This window comes from Pseudomonas oryzagri (assembly GCF_020831405.1).
GTDB classification, from domain to species: domain Bacteria; phylum Pseudomonadota; class Gammaproteobacteria; order Pseudomonadales; family Pseudomonadaceae; genus Geopseudomonas; species Geopseudomonas oryzagri.
The window spans coordinates 29,999-56,452 of the sequence record NZ_JAJHPU010000015.1 but is presented as its reverse complement, the minus strand read 5'-3'; the positions used below and the strand labels follow the sequence as shown (position 1 = coordinate 56,452).

Genomic DNA, 26,454 nt, shown 5'->3' with positions numbered 1-26,454 from the left:
GAAAACATGCCTAAACGTACAGATATCAAAAGCATCCTGATCCTCGGTGCCGGCCCGATCGTCATCGGCCAGGCGTGCGAGTTCGACTACTCCGGCGCCCAGGCTTGCAAGGCCCTGCGCGAGGAAGGTTTCCGCGTCATCCTGGTGAACTCCAACCCGGCCACCATCATGACCGACCCGGCCATGGCCGACGCCACCTACATCGAGCCGATCAAATGGCAGACCGTTGCCAAGATCATCGAGAAGGAGCGTCCCGACGCCCTGCTGCCGACCATGGGCGGCCAGACCGCGCTGAACTGCGCGCTCGATCTCGAGAAGCACGGCGTACTGGAGAAGTTCGGCGTCGAGATGATCGGTGCCAACGCCGACACCATCGACAAGGCCGAGGACCGCTCGCGCTTCGACAAGGCCATGCGCGACATCGGCCTGGCCTGCCCGCGCTCCGGCATCGCCCACAGCATGGACGAAGCCTACAAGGTGCTCGACAAGGTCGGCTTCCCCTGCATCATCCGTCCGTCGTTCACCATGGGCGGCACCGGCGGCGGTATCGCCTACAACCGTGAAGAGTTCGAGGAAATTTGCACCCGCGGTCTCGACCTGTCGCCGACCAGCGAACTGCTGATCGACGAGTCGCTGATCGGCTGGAAGGAATACGAGATGGAGGTGGTCCGCGACAAGAAGGACAACTGCATCATCGTTTGCTCGATCGAGAACTTCGATCCGATGGGCGTGCACACCGGCGACTCGATCACCGTGGCTCCGGCGCAGACCCTGACCGACAAGGAATACCAGATCATGCGCAACGCCTCCCTGGCGGTGCTGCGCGAGATCGGCGTGGAAACCGGCGGCTCCAACGTCCAGTTCGGCATCAATCCGAAGGACGGTCGCATGGTGGTGATCGAGATGAACCCGCGCGTGTCGCGTTCCTCGGCACTGGCTTCCAAGGCCACCGGCTTCCCGATCGCCAAGATCGCCGCCAAGCTGGCGGTCGGCTACACCCTCGACGAGCTGTCCAACGACATCACCGGCGGCCGTACCCCGGCCTCCTTCGAGCCGTCGATCGACTACGTGGTCACCAAGGTGCCGCGCTTCGCCTTCGAGAAGTTCCCCAAGGCCGACGCCCGCCTGACCACCCAGATGAAGTCGGTCGGTGAAGTGATGGCCATCGGCCGCACCTTCCAGGAGTCGGTGCAAAAGGCTCTGCGCGGCCTTGAAGTCGGCGCCACCGGCTTCGATCCCAAGCTCGATCCGGCCGATCCGGACGCCGAGAGCATCCTCAAGCGCGAGCTCACCGTGCCGGGTGCCGAGCGTATCTGGTACGTCGCCGACGCCTTCCGCGCCGGCATGAGCATGGACGACATCTACGCGCTGACCAAGATCGACCACTGGTTCCTGGTGCAGATCGAGGACCTGATCAAGGACGAGGAGCGGGTCAAGACCCTCGGACTGTCCAGCATCGACCGCGACCTGATGTGGAAGCTCAAGCGCAAGGGCTTCTCCGATGCGCGCCTGGCCAAACTGCTCGGCATCACCGAGAAGAACCTGCGCAGCCATCGTCAGAAGCTCAAGGTCGTGCCGGTGTACAAGCGCGTGGACACCTGCGCCGCCGAATTCGCCACCGACACCGCCTACATGTACTCGACCTATGAGGAAGAGTGCGAGGCCAATCCGTCGACCCGCGACAAGATCATGATCCTCGGCGGCGGTCCCAACCGTATCGGCCAGGGTATCGAGTTCGACTACTGCTGCGTCCATGCTGCCCTCGCCATGCGCGAAGACGGCTACGAGACCATCATGGTCAACTGCAACCCGGAGACCGTCTCCACCGACTACGACACCTCCGACCGCCTGTACTTCGAGCCGGTGACCCTGGAGGACGTGCTGGAAATCGTCCGCGTCGAGCAGCCCAAGGGTGTGATCGTCCAGTACGGCGGACAGACTCCGCTGAAGCTGTGCCGCGCCCTGGAAGAGGCGGGCGTGTCGATCATCGGCACGACCCCCGACGCCATCGACCGCGCCGAAGACCGCGAGCGCTTCCAGCAGATGGTCCAGCGCCTCGGCCTGCGCCAGCCGGCCAACGCCACCGCGCGCAGCGAGGAGGAGGCCCTGGCCCACTCCAAGGTCATCGGCTACCCGCTGGTGGTGCGTCCGTCCTACGTGCTGGGCGGCCGGGCGATGGAAATCGTCTACCAGGAAGAAGAACTCAAGCGCTACATGCGCGAAGCGGTGAAGGTGTCCAACGACAGCCCGGTGCTGCTCGACCACTTCCTCAACTGCGCCATCGAGGTGGACATCGACGCGGTGTGCGACGGGCAGACCGTGGTGATCGGTGCGATCATGCAGCACATCGAGCAGGCCGGCGTGCACTCGGGCGACTCCGCCTGTTCGCTGCCGCCGTACTCGCTGCCGGCGCACATCCAGGACGAGATCCGCGCCCAGGTCAAGAAGATGGCCCTGGAGCTCGGCGTGGTCGGCCTGATGAACGTGCAGATGGCCGTGCAGGGCGAGGATATCTACGTCATCGAGGTCAACCCGCGCGCCTCGCGTACCGTGCCGTTCGTCTCCAAGTGCATCGGCGAGTCGCTGGCCAAGGTGGCCGCCCGCGTGATGGCTGGCAAGACCCTCGCCGACATCGGCTTCACCACCGAGGTGATCCCGCCGTACTTCAGCGTCAAGGAAGCGGTGTTCCCGTTCAACAAGTTCCCGGGCGTCGACCCGATCCTCGGCCCGGAAATGAAGTCCACCGGTGAGGTGATGGGGGTCGGCGACAGCTTCGCCGAGGCCTTCGCCAAGGCCCAGCTGGGCGCCGGCGAAGTGCTGCCCACCGGCGGCACTGCCTTCATCAGCGTGCGCGAGGACGACAAGCCCTACGTGACCCAGGTCGCCCGCGATCTGGTCGAGCTCGGCTTCGAGGTGGTGGCCACCGCTGGCACCGCCCGTATCATCGAGGCCGCCGGCCTGCCGGTGCGTCGGGTGAACAAGGTGACCGAAGGTCGCCCGCACGTGGTCGACATGATCAAGAACGACGAAGTCAGCCTGATCATCAACACCACCGAAGGCCGTCAGTCGATCGCCGACTCCTTCTCCATTCGTCGCAACGCCCTGCAGCACAAGATCTGCATCACCACCACCATCGCCGGTGGCCAGGCGATCTGTGAGGCGCTCAAGTTCGGTCCCGAGAAGACCGTGCGCCGGCTGCAGGATCTGCATGCGGGTATCCAGGCATGAGCAAGTTCCCGATGACCGTCCAGGGCGCGCGCGCCCTGGAGGAAGAGCTGAAGCTGCTCAAGATCGAGCGGCCGAAGATCAGCCAGGCCATCGCCGAGGCGCGCGAGCTGGGCGATCTCAAGGAGAACGCCGAATACCACGCCGCCCGCGAGCAGCAGGGCCTGGCCGAGGCGCGCATCCGCGACATCGAGGCCAAGCTGTCCAACGCGCAGATCATCGACGTCAGCGCGATTCCGCGCACTGGCAAGGTGATCTTCGGCACTACCGTGGACATCGCCAACTGCGAGACCGACGAGACCGTGACCTACCAGATCGTCGGCGATGACGAAGCCGACATCCGCGCCGGCAAGATCTCGGTCAGCTCGCCCATCGCCCGCGCCCTGGTGGGCAAGGAGGAGGGTGACGTGGTGATCGTGCAGACCCCGGGTGGCAAGGTCGAGTACGAGATCGTCGAGGTGCGCCATCTCTGAGCGTGCGCTGCCGCGTCCGCCGCTGCGTGCCGGCGCCATCAGTTGGCGTCTGGCACAGACCTTCTGGGTCGGCGGACTGTGGCTGCTCTACTTCGTGCTGCTGCCGGCGCTGGAAAGGTATGGTTTGGCGCCGGTTCTGCTGCAGGATATTTCCGCAGTCCTGATTCCCCTGCTGCTCGGCTTCGCCGGCTTCTGCGTCTTGCTGCAGAAGCTGGTGCTGGCCCAGGTGCAGGGTTTGCGCGGGCTTTGGGCGGATTTCCGCGGGCAGCTGCTGCTGGCGGTACTGCTGCTGGTGGCGGCTTTCTTCGTCGGCCCTTGGGTGGGACTGACGGGGGAGCGCTGGCAGCTGTTCTGCTACCTGGCGGTGGCGACCTGCGGTCTGTTGCTGGTGCTGCAGCCGGTGCCCGGCGAGCAGTGAGAGGGCACGCGATGCCTGGCGGCATCGCGCATGCCGTCACTCAGAACGAGTGGCGGACGATATTGGACAGCTGACGGTTCTGCTTGGCGGCCTTGCGGTAGACCAGCGCCATCTTGCCGATCACCTGCACCAGTTCGCAGCGTGCCTGCTGGCACAGCTCGTCGATCAGCGCGCGGCGGTCGTCGCGCTCGGCGAGGGCAAACTTGACCTTGATCAGTTCGTGATCGTTCAGTGCGCGCTCCAGTTCGGCCTGCACGCCTTCGGTCAAACCCTGCTCCGCGACTATCAATACCGGATTCAGGTGGTGGCCGATAGATTTGTATTGTTTCTTCTGCTCGTTGGTGAGCGGCATAATCTGACCCTTGCGTCCGATCCAGTGAAAAGCGGCGGCTAGTTTACCCGAGTGTCGGTATGCCGCCCAGATGAGGTGCCCCGGAGCCCGTTCCAGGACCAGCTCGCGTGGACTAAAAGAGCGTTTCGATAATCCCTGCCCGAGGATGGCGCAGAAAAAGGCTATCGCTCGCGCGCCAGCTGCACGCTGCTGGAGATCCAAGGCAAGGACTGCCTCATGCGCCCCGGCATGCCCGTGGTCGGCCTTGGCGCCGCGTCGGGTGGGTGGACCCAGGTGGCCCTTCGGGTGCTTGGCGACAAGGGGCGGCTGATCGCCTCGGGCATTCTCCCTGTGGGCAACATCGTCGACGTCACCTTCATCCCGGACGCATTTGCCGACGGCGAGGTGCACGCGCAGATCCTCGTGGCGATCGGCAAGTAGCCGGCGGACCTTGTGATTTCCGACATGGCCCCCATTATGAGTGGACTACGCTCGGCCGGCCGATCAGCCGCGCGCCATGTTCCTGTGCTAGCTGGCGCGGGATCTGGCAGTCCGGGTGCAGCGTCTGCGCAGCGATTTCCTGATCAAGATCGTCCAGGACGAGGGCTTCGACGCTTACCTCAGGCAGGCGCGCGAGTTGTTCGACCAGATGGAGATGCGCAAGCCGAGTTCGCCGCGCGACCATTCGGGCAAGCAATACCTGCTCGCCCGGAGCTTTCGCGGTGCCTAGACTGCAGCATAAGCATGCAGTGGAGGTCAAACCAGGTTACAACCCGCTCTGCCAGCAATCGGGCGGCTGTAGTAAGTTATGATGGTGCGTATTCGTCCGTCATGTGAAGCGGTTTCCAGGCGGGGCCGGTCAGAGAGGGTAGGCAATTGAACGACATGGCAAAGAACCTGATCTTGTGGCTGATCATCGCAGCCGTGCTGGTGACGGTGATGAACAACTTCTCCACGCCGAACGAGCCGCAGACGCTCAACTATTCGGAGTTCATCCAGGAGGTCAAGGACGGCAAGGTCGAGCGCGTGACCGTCGATGGTTACGTCATTGCCGGCCGTCGTGTCGACGGCGAGCCTTTCCGTACCATCCGTCCGGCGATTCAGGACAACGGCCTGATCGGCGACCTGATCGACAGCAAGGTGGTGATCGAGGGCAAGCAGCCCGAGCAGCAGAGCATCTGGAGCCAGCTGCTGGTAGCCAGCTTCCCGATCCTGGTGATCATCGCCGTGTTCATGTTCTTCATGCGCCAGATGCAGGGCGGCGGCGGCGGTCGCGGCGGCCCGATGAGCTTCGGCAAGTCCAAGGCGCGCCTGCTCTCCGAAGACCAGGTGAAGACCACCCTGGCCGACGTCGCCGGCTGTGACGAGGCCAAGGAAGAAGTCGGCGAACTGGTCGAATTCCTCCGCGACCCGGGCAAGTTCCAGCGCCTCGGCGGCCGCATCCCGCGCGGCGTGCTGATGGTCGGCCCGCCCGGTACCGGCAAGACCCTGCTGGCCAAGGCGATAGCCGGCGAGGCCAAGGTGCCGTTCTTCACCATTTCCGGCTCCGACTTCGTCGAAATGTTCGTCGGCGTCGGCGCTTCGCGCGTGCGCGACATGTTCGAGCAGGCCAAGAAGCACGCACCCTGCATCATCTTCATCGACGAGATCGATGCCGTCGGTCGCCATCGCGGTGCCGGCCTCGGCGGTGGTCATGACGAGCGCGAGCAGACCCTCAACCAGCTGCTGGTGGAGATGGACGGTTTCGAGATGAACGACGGCATCATCGTCATCGCCGCCACCAACCGCCCCGATGTGCTCGACCCGGCGCTGCTGCGTCCCGGCCGCTTCGACCGCCAGGTGGTGGTCGGCCTGCCGGACGTGCGCGGTCGCGAGCAGATCCTCAAGGTGCACATGCGCAAGGTGCCGCTGGGCGACGACGTCGAGCCGGCGGTGATCGCTCGCGGTACTCCCGGCTTCTCCGGCGCCGACCTGGCCAACCTGGTCAACGAGGCCTCGCTGTTCGCCGCGCGCAACGGCAAGCGCCTGGTGGAAATGAAGGAGTTCGAACTGGCCAAGGACAAGATCATGATGGGCGCCGAGCGTCGCTCGATGGTCATGACCGAAGACGAGAAGCTGATGACCGCCTACCACGAGTCGGGTCACGCCATTCTCGGCTGCCTTTTCCCGTCCGATCCGGTGCACAAGGTCACCATCATTCCGCGCGGACGTGCGCTGGGGGTAACCATCTCCCTGCCGGAGCGCGACCACCACGGCTACAGCCGAATCTGGCTGCACAACAAGCTGAAGATGATCTTCGGCGGCCGGATCGCCGAGGAGATCATCTTCGGTCACGAGAAGGTCACCAACGGCGCCACCGGCGACATCGGCCAGGCCACCCGCATCGCGCGGACCATGGTCACCCAGTGGGGCATGTCGGACAAGCTCGGCTTCCTGTCCTACGCCGATGACGACGAGGAAGTGTTCCTCGGTCGCTCGGTAGGCCGCGGCAGCAGCGTCTCTGCGGAAACGGCGCGGCTGATCGATGACGAGGTGCGTGCGGTGATCGATGGCAACTACGCCCAGGCCGAGCAGGCGCTGCGCGACAACCTCGACAAGCTGCACGCCATGGCCGAGGCGCTTATGAAGTACGAGACCATCGATGCCGAACAGGTCGCCGATATCATGGATGGTCGCGAGCCTCGGCAGCCCAAGGGCTGGAACGACTCGGGCAGCGGCTCCTCTGGCAGTGCCAGGCCGCAGACCGAGATTGGCCCGCGCGCCGACAAGCCGATCGGCGGGCCGGCTGGAGAGCACTGATTTACCGATGAGCAAGCGACCCTTCCTCGACCGGCTGCCCTGTGGCAGCCGGTTTCTTGATTTGTCCCGTCCACAGGTGATGGGCATTCTCAACGTTACCCCCGACTCCTTCTCCGACGGCGGCCGCTTCGATCGGCTGGAGGCCGCCTTGCGTCATGCGGAGGAGATGGTCCGTGCCGGCGCCACGCTGATCGACATCGGCGGCGAGTCGACCCGCCCAGGCGCTCCCCCGGTTTCCGAGCAGGAGGAGTTGGAGCGCGTCTGCCCGGCGGTCGAGGCGATCGCCCGCGAGCTGGACGTGATCGTCTCGGTCGACACTTCCACTGCGGCCGTGATGGCCGAGACGGCGCGCCTTGGAGCCGGGCTGATCAACGACGTGCGTTCGCTGCAGCGTCCCGGGGCGCTCGAAGCGGCTGCCGCCAGCGGTCTGCCGGTGTGTCTGATGCACATGCGGGGCGAGCCGGGCACCATGCAGGACGATCCGCGCTACCCGGATATCTACGCCGAGGTGCATGATTTCCTGGTCGAGCGCATGGCCGCTTGTGCGGCGGCCGGCATTCCCGCCGAACGCATCGTGCTGGATCCCGGCTTCGGCTTTGCCAAGACCCTGGAGCATAATCTGCGCTTGTTCCAGCAGTTGGGGCGGCTGCATGAGTTGGGTCGGCCGCTGTTGGTCGGGGTATCGCGCAAGAGCATGATCGGCAAGGTGCTGGACCGGCCGGTGGGCGAGCGCCTATCCGGCAGTCTCGCCCTGGCCGCCTTGGCCGTGACCAAGCGCGCCCAGATCGTGCGGGTGCACGATGTGGCGGAGACCGTGGATGTGGTCCGCATGATTGCTGCCGTGGAATGGTCGGACTGACAAGAGCAGAGGCAGGAACACAGGATGGCTAGAAAATATTTCGGGACCGACGGTATTCGCGGCCGCGTGGGCGAGTTCCCTATTACTCCGGAGTTCATGCTCAAGCTGGGTTGGGCCGCCGGCATGGCGTTCCGCCGCCAGGGGCACTGCAAGGTGCTGATCGGCAAGGACACGCGCATTTCCGGCTATATGTTCGAGTCGGCGCTGCAAGCCGGGTTGATCGCGGCCGGTGCTGACGTGATGCTGCTCGGGCCGATGCCGACCCCGGCGGTCGCCTATCTCACCCGCACCTTCCATGCCGACGCCGGCATCGTGATCAGTGCCTCGCACAATCCCCATGATGACAACGGTATCAAGTTCTTCTCCGGCAAAGGCACTAAGCTGCCGGACGAGGTCGAGCTGATGATCGAAGAACTGCTCGATGCGCCGATGGGAGTCGTCGAGTCCGCCCAGTTGGGCAAGGCCTCGCGGATCAGCGATGCTGCCGGCCGCTACATCGAGTTCTGCAAGAGCAGTGTGCCGACCAGCACGGATTTCGCCGGCCTCAAGCTGGTACTCGACTGTGCCCACGGTGCCACCTACAAGGTCGCGCCAAGCGTGTTCCGCGAGCTGGGTGCCGATGTTTCGGTGATCGGCGTGCAGCCAGACGGCCTGAATATCAATGCGGGTGTCGGCTCCATCCATATGGGGGCGCTGCAAGAGGCGGTGGTCGAGCGGGGAGCCGACCTGGGCATCGCTTTCGATGGCGATGGCGATCGGGTGCTGATGGTCGATCAGGCGGGCAATGTGGTGGATGGCGACGAGCTGCTGTACATCGTCGCCACCGACATGCAGGAGCGTCAGCGGATGAATGGTGGGGTGGTCGGCACCCTGATGAGCAATCTCGGCCTCGAGCTGGCGCTCAAGGCGCGTGGCATCCCATTCGCGCGGGCCAAGGTCGGCGACCGCTATGTAATGGCCGAGATGCAGGAGCGTGAATGGCCGCTCGGCGGGGAAAATTCCGGGCACATCGTCTGTACCCAACACACCACCACGGGCGACGCCATCATTGCAGCGCTGCAGGTGTTGCTGGCTCTGCGCCGCCGGGGGCAGACACTGGTAGAGGCGCGGGCGGCGCTCACCAAGTGTCCGCAGGTACTGATCAACGTACGCTTCGGCGGCGATATCGATCCGGTCTCCCATCCCCAGGTGCAGCAGGCCTGCGCGCGGGTAACCGAGGCTCTGGCCGGGCGCGGGCGCGTGTTGCTGCGCAAATCGGGTACCGAGCCGCTGGTGCGGGTCATGGTCGAAGGTGACGAGGAGGCCTTGGTGCGTCGCCATGCGGAGGACCTGGCTGCCCTGGTGAAAGAGGTATGTGCTTGATTTCGCTTGCTTGTTTCTCGTTGCTCAAGTAACATCTGCGCCCACTTTGGACGACGAGGTTCGCATGCGCCGCCCGCTGGTCGCTGGTAACTGGAAGATGCATGGCACGCTTGCCAGCGTCGCAGAGCTGATCAAGGGGTTGCGCAGGCAGGCCCTGCCAGCCGGAATCGATGTGGTGGTGATGCCGCCCGCGCTGTATCTGGCTCAGGCCGTTGCCGGGCTGGAAGGCCGCGGTGTGGTGGTCGGCGCGCAGGATTGTGCTGTCGAGCCGCTGCAGGGCGCGCTGACCGGCGAGATCGCGGCGGTGCAGTTGGCTGATGCCGGGTGTCGCTATGTGTTGGTTGGTCACTCCGAGCGCCGGCTGTTGCTGGGTGAGGAGGATGCGGTGGTGGCGCGTAAGTTTGCTGCCGCGCAGTCTTGCGGTCTGGTGCCGATGCTTTGTGTTGGTGAGACGCGTGAGGAGCGCGAGGCCGATCGCACCCTCGAGGTGGTGTCGCGCCAGATTGGCGTTGTTCTCGAGGCTGTAGGTGTGAGCGCATTTGCGCGCGCGGTAGTTGCTTACGAGCCTGTATGGGCCATCGGTACGGGGTTGACCGCTACGCCTGAGCAGGCGCAGCAAGTGCACGCAGCCATTCGTGCGCAGCTGGCGGCAGCTGATCCGTCGGTCGCCGCGGGTGTGAGGATTCTGTATGGCGGCAGCGTCAAGGCTGCCGGGGCGGCCGAGTTGTTTGGCATGCCGGATATCGATGGGGGGCTGGTGGGTGGTGCCTCTCTCAATGCGGATGAATTCGGTGCGATCTGTCGCGCCGCGGGATGCTGAAAGATGCTCGAGACAGTGGTGATCGTGGTTCATCTGCTGGTTGCTCTGGGCCTGGTGGGTCTGGTGCTGGTCCAGCAGGGCAAAGGTGCTGATGCTGGTGCATCTTTTGGTGCCGGCGCCTCGGCTACCGTGTTTGGTAGTCAGGGTTCTGCTACTTTCCTGAGTCGTTTTACTGCTATACTTGCTGCCGTTTTTTTTGCAACTAGTTTGGGTTTGGCCTTTTTTGCCAAAGATAAAGCTGATATGCTTAATCAAGCTGGTTTGCCGGATCCGGCAGTACTAGAAGTTCCAAGCAAGCCCGCCGCAGACGATGTGCCGGTGCTTGAAGAGCAAAAGCCGACATCTTCTGATGTTCCGGCGAGCGAAGTGCAAAAGCCGCAGCAATAAGTACTTCGCGATAAAGAGTTTGCCGAGGTGGTGGAATTGGTAGACACGCTACCTTGAGGTGGTAGTGGCCATAGGCTGTAGGGGTTCGAGTCCCCTCCTCGGTACCAAACACAACAGACCCGCAATTGCGGGTCTTGTTGTTTCTGGAGTTCGGTTGACCCATAGGGTCGTCTGCTGTATAGTTCGTCTTCTTTGACGCGGGGTGGAGCAGTCTGGTAGCTCGTCGGGCTCATAACCCGAAGGTCGTAGGTTCAAATCCTGCCCCCGCAACCAGTTAAGACAAAAGGCCCCTTTTCAGGGGCTTTTTGCTAGTTGGACAGTTTGTACCACTCTTGAAGAGTGGTTACCTACGGGATGGGCGCTTCGCCCATTTTTTGTTTGCACAGCATGCGGAGGCGATCAGGTGTCGAGCAAGCTAGAACAGTTGCAGGCCTTGCTGGCCCCGGTGGTCGAGGCGCTCGGCTACCAATGCTGGGGCGTCGAATTCATTTCCCAGGGGCGGCATTCGCTGCTGCGGGTCTACATCGATCATGCGAACGGCATCCTGATCGATGACTGCGAGAAGGTCAGTCGCCAGATCAGTGGCGTGCTGGACGTCGAGGATCCGATCAGCGGCGAATACACCCTAGAGGTTTCTTCACCGGGAATGGATCGCCCCTTGTTCACCCTCGAGCAGTTCGCTGCCCATGTCGGCGCGCAGGTGAAGATCAGGCTGCGCTCGCCCTATGAGGGGCGACGCAATTTCCAAGGCGTGTTGCATGGCGTGGAAGAGCAGGACGTGGTGGTCCAGGTGGATAATCACGAGTACCTGCTGCCGATCGAGTCGATCGACAAGGCCAACATCATTCCCAGTTTTGATTGAGGCGCGGATCCGGCGGATCCCAATGGATTGCGAAAGGCGAGGCGTACGATGAGCAAAGAAGTACTGCTGGTAGTAGAGTCGGTTTCCAATGAAAAAGGAGTGCCGCCCAGCGTGATTTTCGAAGCGCTGGAGCTGGCCCTGGCCACTGCCACCAAAAAGCGTTACGAGGACGAGGTCGACGTACGTGTGTCGATCAACCGTCACAATGGCAATTATGAAAGCTTCCGCTGCTGGACGGTGGTCGACGAAGACACCCTGGAAAATCCGGCGGCCGAACTGACCCTGGCCGAGGCGCAGGAGAAGCAGGAAGGCGCCAAGATCGGCGATGTGATCGAGGAAAAGATCGAGTCCATCGAATTCGGCCGCATCGCCGCACAGACCGCCAAGCAGGTCATCGTGCAGAAGGTGCGCGAAGCCGAGCGCGCCCAGGTGGTCGATGCCTACCGCGAGCGGGTCGGCGAGATCATCTCCGGTACCGTCAAGAAGGCCTCGCGCGACAGCGTCATTGTCGACCTCGGCAACAATGCCGAGGCGCTGCTGGCCCGCGAGCACATCATTCCGCGCGAGTCCTTCCGCGTCGGCACCCGTGTGCGCGCCCTGCTGAAGGAAATCCGCAGCGAGAACCGCGGTCCGCAGCTGATCCTGTCGCGCACCGCGCCGGAAATGATCGTCGAGCTGTTCCGCATCGAGGTGCCGGAGATCGCCGAGGGGCTGATCGAAATCATGGCTGCCGCCCGTGACCCGGGCTCGCGCGCCAAGATCGCCGTGCGTTCCAAGGACAAGCGTATCGACCCCCAGGGCGCCTGCATCGGCATGCGCGGTTCGCGCGTGCAGGCCGTGTCCGGCGAGCTGGGCGGCGAGCGCGTCGACATCGTGCTGTGGGACGACAATCCCGCGCAGTTCGTGATCAATGCCATGGCTCCGGCCGAGGTGGCGGCGATCATCGTCGACGAAGATACCCACACGATGGATATCGCCGTGGCCGAGGACAACCTCGCCCAGGCGATCGGCCGCAGCGGGCAGAACGTGCGCCTGGCCAGCCAGCTCACCGGTTGGACCCTGAACGTGATGACCGAGGCCGACATCCAGGCCAAGCAGCAGGCCGAGACCGGCGACATCGTGCGCCTGTTCGTGGACGAGCTGGGGGTGGACGAGGAGCTGGCCGAGGTACTGGTCGAGGAAGGCTTCACCACCCTGGAAGAGATCGCCTACGTGCCCATGGAGGAGATGCTCAGCATCGAGGGCTTCGATGAAGAAATCGTCAGCGAACTGCGCTCCCGTGCCAAGGATCGCCTGCTGACCAATGCGATCGCCACCGAAGAGAAGCTCGCGGATATTCATCCGGCGGATGACCTGCTGGAACTGGAAGGCATGACCAAGGAGCTGGCCGTGGAGCTGGCGCTGCGTGGCGTGCCGACCCGCGAAGACTTGGCAGAGCAGTCGATTGACGACCTGCTCGAGATCGACGGCATGACTGAAGAGCGTGCCGGCAAGCTGATCATGGCCGCCCGAGCCCATTGGTTCGAGTAAGTGGCGCGGCCCGAGGAGAGAAGTGCATGACGCAAGTCACGGTGAAAGAACTGGCCCAGGTGGTCGACACACCGGTAGAGCGCCTGCTGCAGCAAATGCGTGAGGCAGGTCTGCCGCACAGCCGCGCCGAGCAAGTAGTGACCGACGAAGAGAAACAGAAACTGCTCGCGCACCTGAAGAGCAGCCACGGTGAAAAGTTGGAAGAGCCCAGCAAGATCACCCTGAAGCGCAAGACCACCAGCACCCTGCGGGTGGCTGGCAGCAAGACCATCAGTGTCGAGGTGCGCAAGAAGAAGACCTTCGTCAAGCCGGAAGCGGCCGAGGCGGCGGTCGAGCCCAAGCGCGAGCAGGAAGACAAGCGTGTCGCCGAGGAGCGCGCGGCGGCCGAAGCGGCTGCTGCTGCCGAGAGCGCCCGCCAGAAGGCCCAGGCCCAGGTCCAGGCTCAGCCGCAGGCCCGCCCGGAGTCGCGCCGCGTCGACGATGCCGAAGAGGCTCGCCTGCGGGCGGTTGCCGCTCGTCAGGCCGCTGCCGAAGCGGCTGCCGCCGCGCAGGTCGAGGCGGCCAAGCCGGCTGCTGCCGAACGCGCCAAGGAAGAGGCGCGCCGCGCCGCCGCGCCCAAGCGCAGCGAGGATGACGAGCGCCGCGACCGCAAGCACGCTCAACATCGCCCGTCGCTGAAGGAAAAGGCTCCGGCGCCGCGCGGCGCAGCGCGCAGCGGTGGCGAGGAAGAGGAAGGCTTTGGCCGTCGCGGTGGTCGCGGTGGCAAGGGCAAGCTGAAGAAGCGCAACCAGCATGGCTTCCAGAGCCCGACCGGGCCGATCGTGCGCGAAGTCACCATTGGCGAGACCATCACCGTGTCCGAGCTGGCCGCGCAGATGTCGGTCAAGGGCGCCGAGGTGGTCAAGTTCATGTTCAAGATGGGCTCTCCGGTGACCATCAACCAGGTGCTCGATCAGGAGACCGCCCAACTGGTGGCCGAAGAGATGGGCCACAAGGTCAAGCTGGTCAGCGAGAACGCCCTGGAAGAGCAGCTGGCCGAGTCCCTCAAGTTCGAGGGTGAGGCCGAGTCGCGCGCGCCGGTGGTCACCGTCATGGGTCACGTCGACCACGGCAAGACCTCGCTGCTCGACTACATCCGCCGCACCAAGGTGGCGACCGGCGAGGCGGGTGGCATCACCCAGCACATCGGTGCCTACCACGTGGAAACCGATCGCGGCATGATCACCTTCCTCGACACCCCCGGCCACGCCGCGTTCACCCAGATGCGTGCCCGCGGTGCCCAGGCCACCGACGTGGTCATCCTGGTGGTGGCGGCCGACGACGGCGTGATGCCGCAGACCCAGGAAGCCGTACAGCACGCGAAAGCGGCCGGCGTGCCGATCGTGGTCGCGGTGAACAAGATCGACAAGCCGGATGCCAACCCGGACAACATCAAGAACGGCCTGGCCGCGCTGGATGTGATTCCGGAAGAGTGGGGTGGCGATGCCCCGTTCGTGCACGTATCGGCCAAGGTCGGTACCGGTATCGACGAACTGCTGGAAGCCGTGCTGCTGCAGGCTGAGGTGCTTGAGCTGACCGCGACCCCGTCGGCCCCGGGCCGTGGCGTGGTGGTCGAGTCGCGCCTGGACAAGGGCCGTGGCCCGGTGGCCACCGTGCTGGTGCAGGACGGTACCTTGCGTCAGGGCGACATGGTGCTGGTCGGCGTCAACTATGGCCGAGTGCGGGCCATGCTCGACGAGAACGGCAAGCCGATCAAGGAAGCCGGTCCGTCGATTCCGGTGGAGATTCTCGGTCTCGATGGCACGCCGGATGCCGGTGACGAGCTGACCGTGGTTGCCGACGAGAAGAAGGCCCGCGAAGTCGCCTTGTTCCGTCAGGGCAAGTTCCGCGAGGTCAAGCTGGCCCGTGCCCACGCCGGCAAGCTGGAAAACATCTTCGAAACCATGGGCCAGGAAGAGAAGAAGACCCTCAACGTCGTCCTCAAGACCGACGTGCGCGGTTCTCTGGAGGCCCTGCAGGGCTCGCTGGAAGGCCTGGGCAACGAGGAAGTCCAGGTGCGTGTGGTCGGTGGCGGTGTCGGTGGTATCACCGAGAGCGACGCCAACCTGGCGCTGGCCTCCAGCGCGGTGATCTTCGGCTTCAACGTGCGTGCCGACGCCGGTGCGCGCAAGATCGTCGAGCAGGAAGGTCTGGACCTGCGCTACTACAACGTCATCTATGACATCATCGAAGACGTCAAGAAGGCGCTCACCGGCATGCTCGGCAGCGACGTGCGCGAGAACATTCTCGGCATCGCCGAGGTGCGTGACGTGTTCCGCTCGCCCAAGTTCGGCGCCATCGCCGGCTGCATGGTCATCGAGGGGCACGTCCATCGCAACCGTCCGATCCGCGTGCTGCGCGACGACGTGGTGGTCTTCGAAGGCGAGCTGGAATCTCTGCGCCGCTTCAAGGACGACGTCTCCGAAGTGCGTAACGGCATGGAGTGCGGTATCGGCGTGAAGAGCTACAACGACGTTCGCGTCGGCGACAAGATCGAAGTCTTCGAGAAGGTCCAGGTAGCGCGCAGCCTCTAAGCGTCAGCGAGTGCTGCAAGCGTCAAGCCGGAAGCTCCTGTGGGATGCTTCCGGCTTGTGCGTTTCGGCTTCAGTGTTTTTACGGATTACAGTCATGGCCAAAGAATACAGCCGCACCCAGCGGATCGGTGACCAGATGCAGCGCGAACTGGCGCAGCTGATCCAGCGCGAGATCAAGGATCCGCGCCTGGGCCTGGTGACCCTGACCGGTATCGACGTCAGCCGCGACCTGTCGCATGCCAAGGTGTACTTCACCATCATGGGGCAGGACGACGATGAACAGAAGATCGCCCTCAACCAGGAAATCCTCAAGGATGCCGCCGGCTATCTGCGCATGCTGCTCGGTCGCGCGATCAAGCTGCGTACCATCCCGCAGCTGCATTTCCTCTACGACGAGAGCGTGCGTCGTGGCGCCCAGCTGTCGGCGCTGATCGAGCGCGCCGTGGCCGAGGATCGCCAGCATCAGGACGCGGACAAGGAGTAAGGCGTGGCCCAGGTGAAACGCATTCGCCGTGCGGTCAGCGGCATCCTGATTCTCGACAAGCCGCATGGCTTCAGCTCCAACGCGGCGCTGCAGAAGGTGCGCTGGCTGCTCAACGCCGAGAAGGCCGGTCACACCGGCAGTCTCGATCCGCTCGCCACCGGCGTGCTGCCGCTGTGCTTCGGCGAGGCGACCAAGTTCTCCCAGTACCTGCTCGACGCCGAGAAGGGTTATGCCACGGTGATGCATCTGGGCGTCACCACCACCACCGGCGATGCCGAGGGCGAGGTGCTCGAGCGGCGCGAGGTGAATTTCGACCGCGAGCAGCTGGAGGCCCTGTTGCCGCGCTTCCGCGGCCAGATCCAGCAGGTGCCGCCGATGTACTCGGCACTGAAGAAGGATGGCCAGCCGCTGTACAAGCTGGCACGTGCCGGCGAGGTGGTGGAGCGCGAGGCGCGTTCTGTTACTATTGACCGGCTCGAGCTGACCCGCTTCGAGCCGCCGTTCGCCGATCTGTCGGTGAGCTGCAGCAAGGGCACCTATATTCGCAGCCTGGTCGAGGATCTCGGCCAGGCGCTGGGCTGCGGGGCGCACGTCGCCGAACTGCGCCGCACCCAGGCCGGCCCGTTCCGCCTGGAGCAGGCGATCACTCTCGACGAGCTGATCGCCGCCCACGAACAGGGCGGTGCCGAAGCGCTCGACCGCTTCCTGTTGCCGGTGGATTGTGGCCTGGAAGACTGGCCGGTGGCGCAGCTGTCGGAGCACAGCGCCTACTACTGGCTGCACGGCCAGCCGGTGCGGGCTCCCGAGGCGCCGAAGTTCGGCATGCTGCGGGTACGCGATCACGAAGGTCGTTTCATCGGTATCGGTGAGGTGACCGACGACGGGCGCATTGCGCCGCGTCGACTGATTCGGTCCTGAGGACCGGACGAGGATGGCTGTCAGCAGGCACGGTCACTCCTCCACTCATGAAAACGGGGAACTTCCCCGGCCTGTTACCTCAGAGGAAAGTCCATCATGGCACTGAGCGTTCAAGAGAAAGCCCAGATCGTTAACGATTACAAGCAAGCTGAAGGCGATACCGGTTCTCCGGAAGTGCAGGTTGCCCTGCTGACCGCCAACATCAACAAGCTGCAGGACCACTTCAAGGCCAATGCCAAGGACCACCACAGCCGTCGTGGTCTGATCCGCATGGTCAACCAGCGCCGCAAGCTGCTGGACTACCTGAAGGGTAAGGACACCACTCGTTACAGCGCCCTGATCGCGCGTCTGGGCCTGCGTCGCTAAGACGTAGCTCTCTGGAGGCCTGGAGCTGGCACGTCCGCCCCCGCGGGCTGCCTGCTCCAGGCTTTCCGAGGTCCTGTACGAAAGCCCGCCGCGCGGCGGCCTTCCGTACATGACCTGCGAAGTGGTCAGGGTCCGATTCCCGCCGCTTCCCCGATTTCCCCAAGGCAACATAGAGAAGGAAAATACCGTGAATCCGGTTATCAAGCAGTTCCAGTTCGGTCAGTCGACCGTCACCCTCGAGACCGGGCGCATCGCCCGTCAAGCCTCCGGCGCCGTGCTGGTCAACATGGATGGCGTCAGCGTGCTGGTCACCGTGGTCGGTGCCAAGCAGGCCGACCCGGGCAAGGGCTTCTTCCCGCTGTCCGTGCACTATCAGGAAAAGACCTACGCCGCCGGCCGCATCCCGGGTGGCTTCTTCAAGCGTGAAGGCCGTCCGAGCGAGAAGGAAACCCTGACCTCGCGCCTGATCGACCGCCCGATCCGCCCGCTGTTCCCCGAAGGTTTCATGAACGAAGTGCAGGTCGTCTGCACCGTCGTTTCCACCACCAAGAAGTCCGATCCGGACATCGCCGCGATGATCGGCACCTCCGCCGCGCTGGCCGTATCCGGCATCCCCTTCGACGGCCCGATCGGCGCTGCCCGTGTCGGCTACCACGACGAAGTGGGTTACATCCTCAACCCGTCCTACGAGCAGCTGCAGAGCTCGCGTCTGGACATGGTCGTGGCCGGTACCGAAGACGCCGTGCTGATGGTCGAGTCGGAAGCCGAAGAGCTGACCGAAGACCAGATGCTGGGCGCCGTGCTGTTCGCCCACGAGGAATTCCAGAGCGCCATCCGCGCCATCAAGGAATTCGCCGCGGAAGCCGCCAAGCCGCGCTGGGACTGGCAGGCACCGCAGGCCAACACCGCCCTGATCGACGCGATCAAGGCCGAGTTCGGCGAGGCGATCTCGAACGCCTACACCATCACCGTCAAGCAGCAGCGCTACGCCGCCCTCGACGCCCTGCGCGATCAGGTGGTCGCCAAGTTCGCTGGCGAAGGCGAAGGCCAGTTCCCGGCCGGCGAGGTCAAGGACGTGTTCGGCCTGCTCGAATACCGCACCGTGCGCGAGAACATCGTCAACGGCAAGCCGCGTATCGACGGTCGCGACACCCGCACCGTGCGCCCGCTGGCCATCGAAGTCGGCGTGCTGGGCAAGACCCATGGCTCGGCGCTGTTCACCCGCGGCGAAACCCAGGCCCTGGTGGTCGCCACCCTCGGCACCGCCCGTGATGCCCAGCTGCTGGACACCCTGGAAGGCGAGCGCAAGGACGCCTTCATGCTGCACTACAACTTCCCGCCGTTCTCGGTGGGCGAGTGCGGCCGCATGGGCAGCCCGGGCCGTCGCGAGATCGGTCACGGCCGTCTGGCCCGCCGTGGCGTCGCCGCCATGCTGCCGAGCCAGACCGACTTCCCCTACACCATCCGTGTGGTGTCGGAAATCACCGAATCCAACGGCTCCAGCTCGATGGCTTCCGTCTGCGGCGCTTCCCTGGCGCTGATGGACGCCGGCGTGCCGGTCAAGGCGCCGGTGGCCGGTATCGCCATGGGTCTGGTCAAGGAAGGCGACAAGTTCGCCGTGCTGACCGACATCCTCGGTGACGAGGACCACCTCGGCGACATGGACTTCAAGGTGGCCGGTACCGACAAGGGCGTGACCGCCCTGCAGATGGACATCAAGATCCAGGGCATCACCGAAGAGATCATGGAGATCGCGCTGAACCAGGCTCTGGAAGCGCGTCTGAACATCCTCGGCCAGATGAACCAGGTGATCGCCAAGCCGCGCGCCGAGCTGTCGGAAAACGCGCCGACCATGATCCAGATGAAGATCGACTCGGACAAGATCCGCGACGTGATCGGCAAGGGTGGCGCCACCATCCGCAGTATCTGCGAAGAGACCAAGGCCTCGATCGACATCGAGGACGACGGCAGCGTGAAGATCTACGGCGAAACCAAGGAGGCCGCCGAGGCTGCCCGTCAGCGCGTGCTGGGCATCACCGCCGAGGCCGAAGTCGGCAAGATCTACGTCGGCCGCGTGGAGCGCATCGTCGACTTCGGCGCCTTCGTCAACATCCTGCCGGGCAAGGACGGTCTGGTGCACATCTCGCAGATCAGCGACAAGCGCATCGAGAAGGTCACCGACGTGCTCAAGGAAGGCGAGGAAGTGAAGGTGCTGGTGCTGGACGTGGACAACCGCGGCCGCATCAAGCTGTCGATCAAGGACGTGGCGGCGGCGGAAGCTTCCGGCGTCTGATCCTTCGACAGACCTGCTGCAACAGAAAAGGCCCCGTGGGGCCTTTTCTGCTTTCTGGATCGGCGTGGCCCGGATCAGCGCCGGCGCTGGCTGTCGACCTCGACCAGGCGATTGCCCTCGAAGCGCAGGAAGTAGTACATGCCATTGCGCGGACCGTAACTCCACTCTTCGACCGGCACCAGCTCGAAGCGACCGTAGGCGTCGGTACGCTCGCGCATGCCGATATGGTCGCGGGTGGCCGGCTCGCCGCACTTGTGCAGCACCTCGTCGGCCCGATCGCCGGTGGCGACCAGCTGGCTCTGGCAGCGCAGGCTGCCCGCATACAGCGGAGTGGCGGCCAGCAGCAGGGCCAGACACAAAAACCTGGACACGAAAAAGAACCTCCCGGAGCTCGGTGCGTCGGACACCGGCGCATGCAGATTGGACATCGCGGACAGCAGCTTACGCGCTGTCCAGGTGCAGGGGAACGCTGACCACGCCGCCTTCGGCCGTGCTCTCGGCGCTGCCGACTTCGAGCAGGTAGACGCGCTCGTCGTTCAGGCCGCCCTGTTCGACCAGCCAGGCCTTGATCGCCCGGGCGCGGTCCTGGGCCAGCTGGCGTTGCAACAGGGGGCTGGCGGTCCAGGAATCGAGCACGGCCTGGCGCAGGCGCGCGGCGCGTTCGGGCTTCTTCAGCTCGCGCCACTCGGCGGGCGGCTGCTGCTTGAGGCGGGAGCGATAGATGCCCTCGAGCAGGACGGCCTTCATGTCTTCCGGAACCTGCAGCTGACTGGCTTCGGCAGGTACCGCGTCGCCGCGCCGCTGCAGCATGCGGTACCAGGTGTCCTGATATTCGCGCTCCAGGCGCCGCTCGGCCAGCGGCGAACCATCGAGCGCCGCCACGCTCATGCCTTCCACCTCCAGCCGCAGCTCCGTGCGATTTTGCAGGGCCTTGGCCAGCTTGCCGAGGTTGGCCTGTGCCGCTGCACTCAGCTCGCTGGAGCCGGCCGCGAAGGGCACGCTGTCGAGCTGCTCATCGCTGCCCTCGGCCAGTCCGGCGATGAGCTTGAAGGGCGACTGCACCGCGCGCAGGGCCAGGTTGCGCAGGGTCTGCCAGACGATCGGTACCACGCTGAACTCGGGATTGTTGAGGTCGCCCTGTACCGGCAGGGCGATGTCGATATTGCCCTCGGTGTCCTTGAGCAGCGCCACCGCCAGGCGCACCGGCAGGTCGGTGGCGCTGGGACTGTCGACGCGCTCGCCGAGCTGCAGGTCCTCCAGCAGGACCCGGTTGTCGGCATCCAGGCGGCCCTTGTTGATACGGTAGTGCAGATCGAGGTTGAGCCGGCCCTTGCGGATCTTGTAGCCGGCGAACTTGCCGGCGTAGGGGGTCAGGGTGGTCAGCTCGACGCGCCGGAAGCGGGTGGCGATATCCATCTGCTCCAGCGGCGAGAAGGGCGTCAGGCGGCCCTTGATGCTCACCGGGGCATAGCGATCGACCTTGCCGCGGATATCCACGCTGGCCGACTGGTTCGCCTGGTTGTCGAGCGTGCCGATGCGGCCATTGAGCTGCTGGATGGCGGTGGCGAAGTCGGGAGTCAGCGAGAAGTCGGCGAAGTTGGCCGAGCCGTCCTTGATCTCGACGCCACCGATCAGCAGGTGCAGTGGCTTGCCCGGCTGCGCCGGAGCGGGGGCGGGCGGCTGGGGGATCAACAGCTCCTTGACGTTGGTGCTGAGGTCCTCGTTGATAATGAAGCGGGCGTAGGGCTGTAGCAGGCGAACCCGATCGATGCGCAACTGCTCGCCGTGACGGTACTCCAGGCCATCGAGGTTGAGCGTCTGCCACCTGACGAAGTCGCGCCCCTTGAGGGTGTCCAGGGTATGCAGCTGGTTCACTTCGGCGCTGCCGGCGAGGCGCAGCGCCAGCGGCGCGACTCCCTGCAGATCGACGGCGAGGTCGGCGCCCAGAGTGCCGCTGCGCAACTCCAGACGAACGAACGGGCTCAGGTAGGCCTGCGCCAGACGCAGATCGAGTTCGCGTGCCTGTACCTGCAGCTGGCTGGACAACGGCTGCAGGCGCACCTGGCCGCTGGCCTCGAGACGGCCGCGGGCGCCGATGCCGCTGGCCAGCTTGAGGCGGAATGGCTGCTCGCCAGTGCTGCTGACGTCCTGCAGATCGAGGTTCAGCGGACCTACCTCCAGCGGCACCGCCGGCTGCGCTACGCGGTCCTCGAGATGGGCGCGCCAGTCGCGCAGCTGAATGTCCTTGAGGCGAACCTGCCAGGGGCCGTCAGCACGCGGCGGGGCTGCGCCGTCCGCCGGCATATCGCCCGTTGTCAGGGGGGAAGCGGGTGCGGCGCTCGCGGTATCGCTCCCGCCAGAGGGCACGGTGCTGCTGGGCGCTGCGCTCGTGGACGCCGGCGCGCTGGCGGCGGGGGCGGTATCAGCAGCCGGCTGGGGCGCGGGCGGTGGCACCTGCAGGCTCGCCAGCTGGCGCTCCAGCAGAGTCTGCCAGTCGAGGCGACCGTCGGCCTCGCGTGCCGCCCAAGCCTCCAGGCCCTGGCTGCGCAGCTGGCCGATCGCCACCTGGCGGGCGACCAGATCCAGGGAGGTATCGGCGATCTCCAGGCTGGCCAGCTTGAGCACCGGCGGGGTGCCCGGTCGATGCAGCTGCAGCGCCGTGAGGTGCGCCTGGCCGTTGGCCAGCTGGAGCTGCGGTCCGGGGCTCAGGCTCAGTTGCCCGGCGGCGAGCGCCAGCTCGTCCACCTCGAGCAGCGGCTGGCCGTCGGGCTGGCGCAGCTGCACGCCGCTCAACTGCACCTGGCTATTGCTCAGTTCGAGATGCAGCCCTTCCTCGAGCTTGAGCTGGAAGTCGCCGGCCAGGCTGGCGACGCCTTGCGGCAGCTCTAGCGCCAACAGGCGGCGCACATAGGGCCACCAGGTGCTCAGGCCGATCTCGGCGACGCTCAGCCGGCCTTCGGCACGCAACGGCTGCAGACCCAGGCGGCCCTGCAGGTCGAGGCGGGCGCCGCTCGAACCGTGTGCCTGCAGGCGCAGTTCGCCATTGTCCACGGTGCGGGTGCCGAAGCGCAGCAGCTCGAGGTCGAGCTGCTCGTAACGCAGCTCGACCGGCGGTTGCGGACGCTGGTCGAGCAGGTGCAGGCTGCCGCCGCTCAAGACGAAGCGGTCGACATACAGCGGGAACGGCTCGCCGGGCGGCGTCGGCTCCTCGGTAGCGGTCGGCAGCCGGAACAGCTGCAGCAGGTTGAACGGGCGGTCGGCGGCGAACAGCAGTTCGACGTGCGGCCGCTCCAGCTGCAGCTCGTGCAGGTGCAGTGCCCCCTGCCACAGGCTGTCGACCTGCAGGTTGGCGTACAGCCGGGCGAAGGCCAGTTGCTCGGCTCCCGTCTCGCCGAGACGCAGGCCGTGCAGGCTCAGCTCGAGGCTGAACGGATTGAACTCGATGCGCTCCAGGCGGGCGGGTACGGTGGCGTACTCGGCCAGCTTCTGGTTGGCGATCTTCAGCCCCGCCCATGGCACCAGCAGGAAGCCGACCAGTGCATACAGCAGGGGAACGACGACCAGGGCCACCAGGCCACGCTTCAATCCTTTGGGCATAACCACGCGCTTCATCCAGGCAGAAGATGCCTTGGAGTATGGCATGCGGCGCCGGTTCCAATTGTGGCGGCCGCCGCCATTCGCGTAGCTCGCGGGAGCTGCCCGCGAACTTTGCGTCGCCGGCTTAGAGGCGCAGGATCAGCGTCTTCAGCGGCGGCCGATCATCGAACGAAGGGAAGTCGGCGGCGGGCGTCAGCACTTCGACCTCACGTACCGGACGCCCATTCTTGCTGGCGCAGCGCAGCACCTGTTCGCGCCAGTCGGCCAGCTCGACCTTCGCCAGATTGTTGCAGCACACCAGAGTGCCGCCCTCGGCGGTGGCCAGCAGCGCCGGCTTGAGCAGGCTCTGGTAGTCGCGCAGCAGGTCGACGGTGCCGAAGGCGCTGCGGGCCCAGGCCGGCGGGTCGAGGAACACCAGGTCGAAGCGCTCCTCCGCCAGGCGCGGGTAGCCGGGCAGACGCTGGCCGCGGCGATGCGCCACCGGCAGGCCGGCGAGCTGGCGGATGGCCGGAAAGTAGTCGGACTGGATGAAGCGCATTGCCGGGAGATCCGGATTGAGCGCGCCGTTCTCGCGGCCGACCGCCAGGTTGCCTTCGGCGAAGTCGAGATTGGTCACCTGACGCGCGCCGCCGGCTGCGGCGCACAGGCCGACCCCGCAGGTGTAGGCGAAGAGATTGAGCACCGACTTGCCGGCGCTGTGCCGCTTCACCCAGCCGCGGGCGTTGCGCAGGTCGAGGAACAGCAGCGGGTCCTGGCCAGGGTGGCGGGCGCGCACCCGGTAGTTCAGCCCCCATTCGTGGCCGAGCAGATCGGCCAGCGCCTCGGGGGCGGCCTGGTAGACGGGGTCGCTGCGGTCGATGCGCGAATTGGCCTGCGAGCGGTCGTTGTACACTGGCAGCAGGGAAGTGCCGAGTGCATCCTGGCAGGTGGCGAAGGCGTCGAGCAGGACTTCGCGCTGCAGCGGCTGGTGGAAACTCTGCACCAGCAGCTGCGGGCCGTAGCGGTCGATGGTCAGGCCCGGCACGCCTTCCTGGCTGCCGTGGAGCAGTCGATAGCAGTCGGTACCCTGCGCGTGCAGGTCGGCGAGCAGCGCCTGGCGGCGCTCGAGGGCGGCGCGCAGCGCCTGGTTCAAGGCGGACATGACGCGTCTCCGGCTCAAGGGGGCGGCAGTTTACCAGCCCGGCCCCGTGTGCGCCCGTCCCGCGCCTTCGCTTACGGCATCAGCCGGCCGGCGACCAGCTGGTCGACCACCGAGGGATCGGCGAGGGTCGAGGTGTCGCCGAGGTTGTCCAGTTCGTTGCAGGCGATCTTGCGCAGGATGCGCCGCATGATCTTGCCCGAGCGGGTCTTCGGCAGCCCGGGCGCCCACTGGATCAGGTCGGGGCGGGCAAACCCGCCGATCTCATGGGCCACCAGCTCGCTCAGCTCCTGGCGCAGCGGCTCGCTCGGCTGGGTGTCGCTCATCAGGGTGACGAAGGCGTACACGCCCTGGCCCTTGATATCGTGCGGATAGCCGACCACCGCCGCCTCGGCCACCGCGTCGTGCAGCACCAGGGCGCTCTCCACCTCGGCGCTGCCCAGGCGGTGGCCGGAGACGTTGAGCACGTCGTCGACCCGCCCGGTGATCCAGTAGTCGCCGTCCTCGTCGCGGCGCGCGCCGTCGCCGGTGAAGTAGTAGCCGGGGTAGGGCTTGAAGTAGGTGTCGATCAGCCGCTGGTGGTCGCCGTACACGGTGCGGATCTGACTCGGCCAACTGCCCTTGATGGCCAGCAAACCGCTGCCCGGCCCCTCGATCTCGCGGCCGCGGTCGTCAAGCAGCACCGGCTGCACACCGAAGAACGGCCGGGTCGCCGAACCGGGCTTGAGCGTGGTGGCGCCGGGCAGCGGGGCGATCATGATGGTGCCGGTCTCCGTCTGCCACCAGGTATCGACGATCGGGCAGCGGCTATCGCCGACCACGTGGTAGTACCACTCCCAGGCTTCCGGGTTGATCGGCTCACCCACCGAGCCGAGCAGGCGCAGGCTCTCCCGCGAGGTGCATTGCACCGGTGCGTCGCCTTCGCGCATCAGCGCGCGCAGGGCGGTGGGCGCGGTGTAGAAGATGTTCACTTTGTGCTTGTCGATCACTTGCCAAGGCCGCGAGGCGTCCGGATAGGCGGGCACGCCCTCGTACATCAGGGTGATGGCGCCGTTGGCCAGCGGGCCATAGACGCCGTAGCTGTGGCCGGTGACCCAGCCGACGTCGGCGGTGCACCAGAAAACCTCGCCGTCGCGGTAGTCGAACACGTACCTGTGGGTCATGGCGGCGGCCAGCAGGTAGCCGCCGGTGGAGTGCAGCACCCCCTTGGGTTTGCCGGTCGAGCCCGAGGTATAGAGGATGAACAGCGGATCCTCGGCGTCCATCGGTTCGGCCGGGCAATCGGCGTCGACCTGGCCGAGCAGCTCGTGGTACCAGTGGTCGCGGCCGGCCAGCCAGTCGATGCCGGCGTGGCTGTGGGCGACCACGATCACGTTGGCCACGTTCGGGCAGTCCCGCAGCGCGCGATCGACGTTGGCCTTGAGCGGGACGTGCTTGCCACCGCGCACACCCTCGTCGGCGGTGATCACCAGCCGGCAGTCGGAGTCGAGGATGCGGTCGCGCAGGGCGTCGGGCGAAAAGCCGCCGAACACCACCGAGTGCACCGCACCGATGCGCGCGCAGGCGAGCATGGCGCAGGCCGCCGCCGGGATCATCGGCAGGTAGATGCACACCCGGTCGCCCTTGTGGACGCCGAGCAGCTTGAGGGCATTGGCCAGCCGGCAGACCTGCTCGTGCAGTTCGCGGTAGCTGAGATAGCGGGACTGGCCGGGGTCGTCGCCCTCCCAGATGATCGCCGTCTGCTCGCCGCGCGTGGCCAGGTGACGGTCCAGGCAGTTGTAGGCGGCGTTCAGCTGGCCGCCGCGGAACCAGCTGACCTGGCCCTTGCGGAAGTCGCCGTGGTGCACGCTGCGCCAGGGCTTGAACCAGTCGAGGAAGCGCTGGGCCTGCTCGGCCCAGAACTGCTCGGGTTGCTCGATCGATTGGCGATAGAGCCGCTGGTAATCCTCGGCGTGCAGCCAGGCATGCCGGTAGGCGGCGGGGGCGACCGGGTGGACACGAATATCGAACATGGCAAGG

General features: G+C 65.5%; 20 protein-coding genes, 2 tRNA genes and 1 pseudogene. 18 read left to right on the top strand and 5 right to left on the bottom strand.

The features are described from left to right. Window positions 1-6: 6 nt before the first annotated feature. Genes carB through LMJ29_RS03585 form a run of 3 tightly spaced genes read left to right on the top strand, consistent with a single transcriptional unit; the run spans window position 7 to window position 4,116 of the window. A complete protein-coding gene (carB, locus tag LMJ29_RS03595; protein ID WP_229604117.1) occupies window positions 7-3,228 on the top strand; it encodes a carbamoyl-phosphate synthase large subunit in 3,222 nt (1,073 codons plus the stop codon). Beyond that, window positions 3,225-3,698, top strand: coding sequence for a transcription elongation factor GreA (greA, locus tag LMJ29_RS03590; RefSeq protein WP_229604115.1), 474 nt, complete (start codon window positions 3,225-3,227; stop codon window positions 3,696-3,698). Before carB ends, greA begins: the two co-directional genes overlap by 4 nt. 22 nt (window positions 3,699-3,720) lie before the next feature. Further along, window positions 3,721-4,116, top strand: coding sequence for a DUF4149 domain-containing protein (locus LMJ29_RS03585; RefSeq protein ID WP_229604371.1), 396 nt, complete (start codon window positions 3,721-3,723; stop codon window positions 4,114-4,116). A gap of 40 nt (window positions 4,117-4,156) precedes the next feature. On the opposite strand, the gene LMJ29_RS03580 is transcribed toward LMJ29_RS03585, so the two are convergent. Continuing rightward, on the bottom strand, window positions 4,157-4,468 hold the full coding sequence (locus LMJ29_RS03580; protein ID WP_229604113.1) for a YhbY family RNA-binding protein: 312 nt from the start codon (window positions 4,466-4,468) through the stop codon (window positions 4,157-4,159). A 70-nt stretch (window positions 4,469-4,538) separates the two neighbouring features. Between LMJ29_RS03580 and LMJ29_RS03575 the strand changes: the two are divergent. The 15 genes and pseudogenes from LMJ29_RS03575 to pnp all read left to right on the top strand — a co-directional run bounded on the left by LMJ29_RS03575 (window position 4,539) and on the right by pnp (window position 19,700). Beyond that, a pseudogene (locus tag LMJ29_RS03575) lies at window positions 4,539-5,177 on the top strand (SAM-dependent methyltransferase). 155 nt (window positions 5,178-5,332) lie between these two features. Then, the gene (gene ftsH, locus LMJ29_RS03570; RefSeq protein WP_229604111.1) at window positions 5,333-7,246 is read left to right on the top strand and encodes an ATP-dependent zinc metalloprotease FtsH; all 1,914 of its coding nucleotides are present in this window, start codon (window positions 5,333-5,335) and stop codon (window positions 7,244-7,246) included. 7 nt (window positions 7,247-7,253) lie between these two features. Beyond that, on the top strand, window positions 7,254-8,105 hold the full coding sequence (gene folP, locus LMJ29_RS03565) for a dihydropteroate synthase (RefSeq protein WP_229604109.1): 852 nt from the start codon (window positions 7,254-7,256) through the stop codon (window positions 8,103-8,105). A 24-nt stretch (window positions 8,106-8,129) separates the two neighbouring features. After that, entirely contained in the window at window positions 8,130-9,467 is a 1,338-nt protein-coding gene (glmM, locus tag LMJ29_RS03560) for a phosphoglucosamine mutase (protein WP_229604107.1), read from the top strand. 64 nt (window positions 9,468-9,531) lie between these two features. Continuing rightward, on the top strand, window positions 9,532-10,287 hold the full coding sequence (gene tpiA, locus LMJ29_RS03555) for a triose-phosphate isomerase (protein WP_229604105.1): 756 nt from the start codon (window positions 9,532-9,534) through the stop codon (window positions 10,285-10,287). Window positions 10,288-10,290: 3 nt separating this feature from the next. Further along, window positions 10,291-10,674, top strand: coding sequence for a preprotein translocase subunit SecG (secG, locus tag LMJ29_RS03550; protein WP_229604103.1), 384 nt, complete (start codon window positions 10,291-10,293; stop codon window positions 10,672-10,674). 21 nt (window positions 10,675-10,695) lie between these two features. Further along, window positions 10,696-10,781: transfer RNA gene (locus LMJ29_RS03545), tRNA-Leu, on the top strand. A gap of 89 nt (window positions 10,782-10,870) precedes the next feature. Further along, a tRNA-Met gene (locus LMJ29_RS03540) sits at window positions 10,871-10,947 on the top strand. Window positions 10,948-11,077: 130 nt separating this feature from the next. Beyond that, window positions 11,078-11,536, top strand: a complete 459-nt coding sequence (gene rimP / locus LMJ29_RS03535; protein ID WP_229604101.1) for a ribosome maturation factor RimP — start codon at window positions 11,078-11,080, stop codon at window positions 11,534-11,536. 48 nt (window positions 11,537-11,584) lie between these two features. Further along, window positions 11,585-13,066 (top strand): transcription termination factor NusA, encoded by a 1,482-nt coding sequence (gene nusA, locus LMJ29_RS03530; protein ID WP_229604099.1) that lies wholly within the window; start codon window positions 11,585-11,587, stop codon window positions 13,064-13,066. A gap of 26 nt (window positions 13,067-13,092) precedes the next feature. Beyond that, window positions 13,093-15,639: a translation initiation factor IF-2 gene (gene infB / locus LMJ29_RS03525; RefSeq protein WP_229604097.1), complete on the top strand. Its 2,547-nt coding sequence runs from the start codon at window positions 13,093-13,095 to the stop codon at window positions 15,637-15,639. A 94-nt stretch (window positions 15,640-15,733) separates the two neighbouring features. Beyond that, window positions 15,734-16,123 (top strand): 30S ribosome-binding factor RbfA, encoded by a 390-nt coding sequence (gene rbfA / locus LMJ29_RS03520; RefSeq protein WP_229604095.1) that lies wholly within the window; start codon window positions 15,734-15,736, stop codon window positions 16,121-16,123. Between the two features lie 3 nt (window positions 16,124-16,126). Then, window positions 16,127-17,041: a tRNA pseudouridine(55) synthase TruB gene (truB, locus tag LMJ29_RS03515; protein WP_229604093.1), complete on the top strand. Its 915-nt coding sequence runs from the start codon at window positions 16,127-16,129 to the stop codon at window positions 17,039-17,041. 96 nt (window positions 17,042-17,137) lie between these two features. Beyond that, on the top strand, window positions 17,138-17,407 hold the full coding sequence (gene rpsO / locus LMJ29_RS03510) for a 30S ribosomal protein S15 (RefSeq protein ID WP_229604091.1): 270 nt from the start codon (window positions 17,138-17,140) through the stop codon (window positions 17,405-17,407). A 187-nt stretch (window positions 17,408-17,594) separates the two neighbouring features. After that, the gene (gene pnp, locus LMJ29_RS03505) at window positions 17,595-19,700 is read left to right on the top strand and encodes a polyribonucleotide nucleotidyltransferase (protein ID WP_229604089.1); all 2,106 of its coding nucleotides are present in this window, start codon (window positions 17,595-17,597) and stop codon (window positions 19,698-19,700) included. A 74-nt stretch (window positions 19,701-19,774) separates the two neighbouring features. Here the strand turns inward: pnp and LMJ29_RS03500 are convergent, their stop codons facing one another. From LMJ29_RS03500 to acs, 4 genes are all read right to left on the bottom strand, one after another. After that, entirely contained in the window at window positions 19,775-20,071 is a 297-nt protein-coding gene (locus tag LMJ29_RS03500) for a DUF2845 domain-containing protein (protein ID WP_229604087.1), read from the bottom strand. 70 nt (window positions 20,072-20,141) lie between these two features. Continuing rightward, a complete protein-coding gene (locus tag LMJ29_RS03495; protein ID WP_229604085.1) occupies window positions 20,142-23,297 on the bottom strand; it encodes a DUF748 domain-containing protein in 3,156 nt (1,051 codons plus the stop codon). 124 nt (window positions 23,298-23,421) lie between these two features. Beyond that, on the bottom strand, window positions 23,422-24,438 hold the full coding sequence (locus LMJ29_RS03490) for a class I SAM-dependent rRNA methyltransferase (protein WP_229604083.1): 1,017 nt from the start codon (window positions 24,436-24,438) through the stop codon (window positions 23,422-23,424). A 71-nt stretch (window positions 24,439-24,509) separates the two neighbouring features. Continuing rightward, window positions 24,510-26,447 carry an acetate--CoA ligase gene (gene acs, locus LMJ29_RS03485; protein ID WP_229604081.1) on the bottom strand — a complete coding sequence of 646 codons (1,938 nt, stop codon included), beginning with the start codon at window positions 26,445-26,447 and terminating at the stop codon, window positions 24,510-24,512. Window positions 26,448-26,454 lie beyond the last annotated feature (7 nt).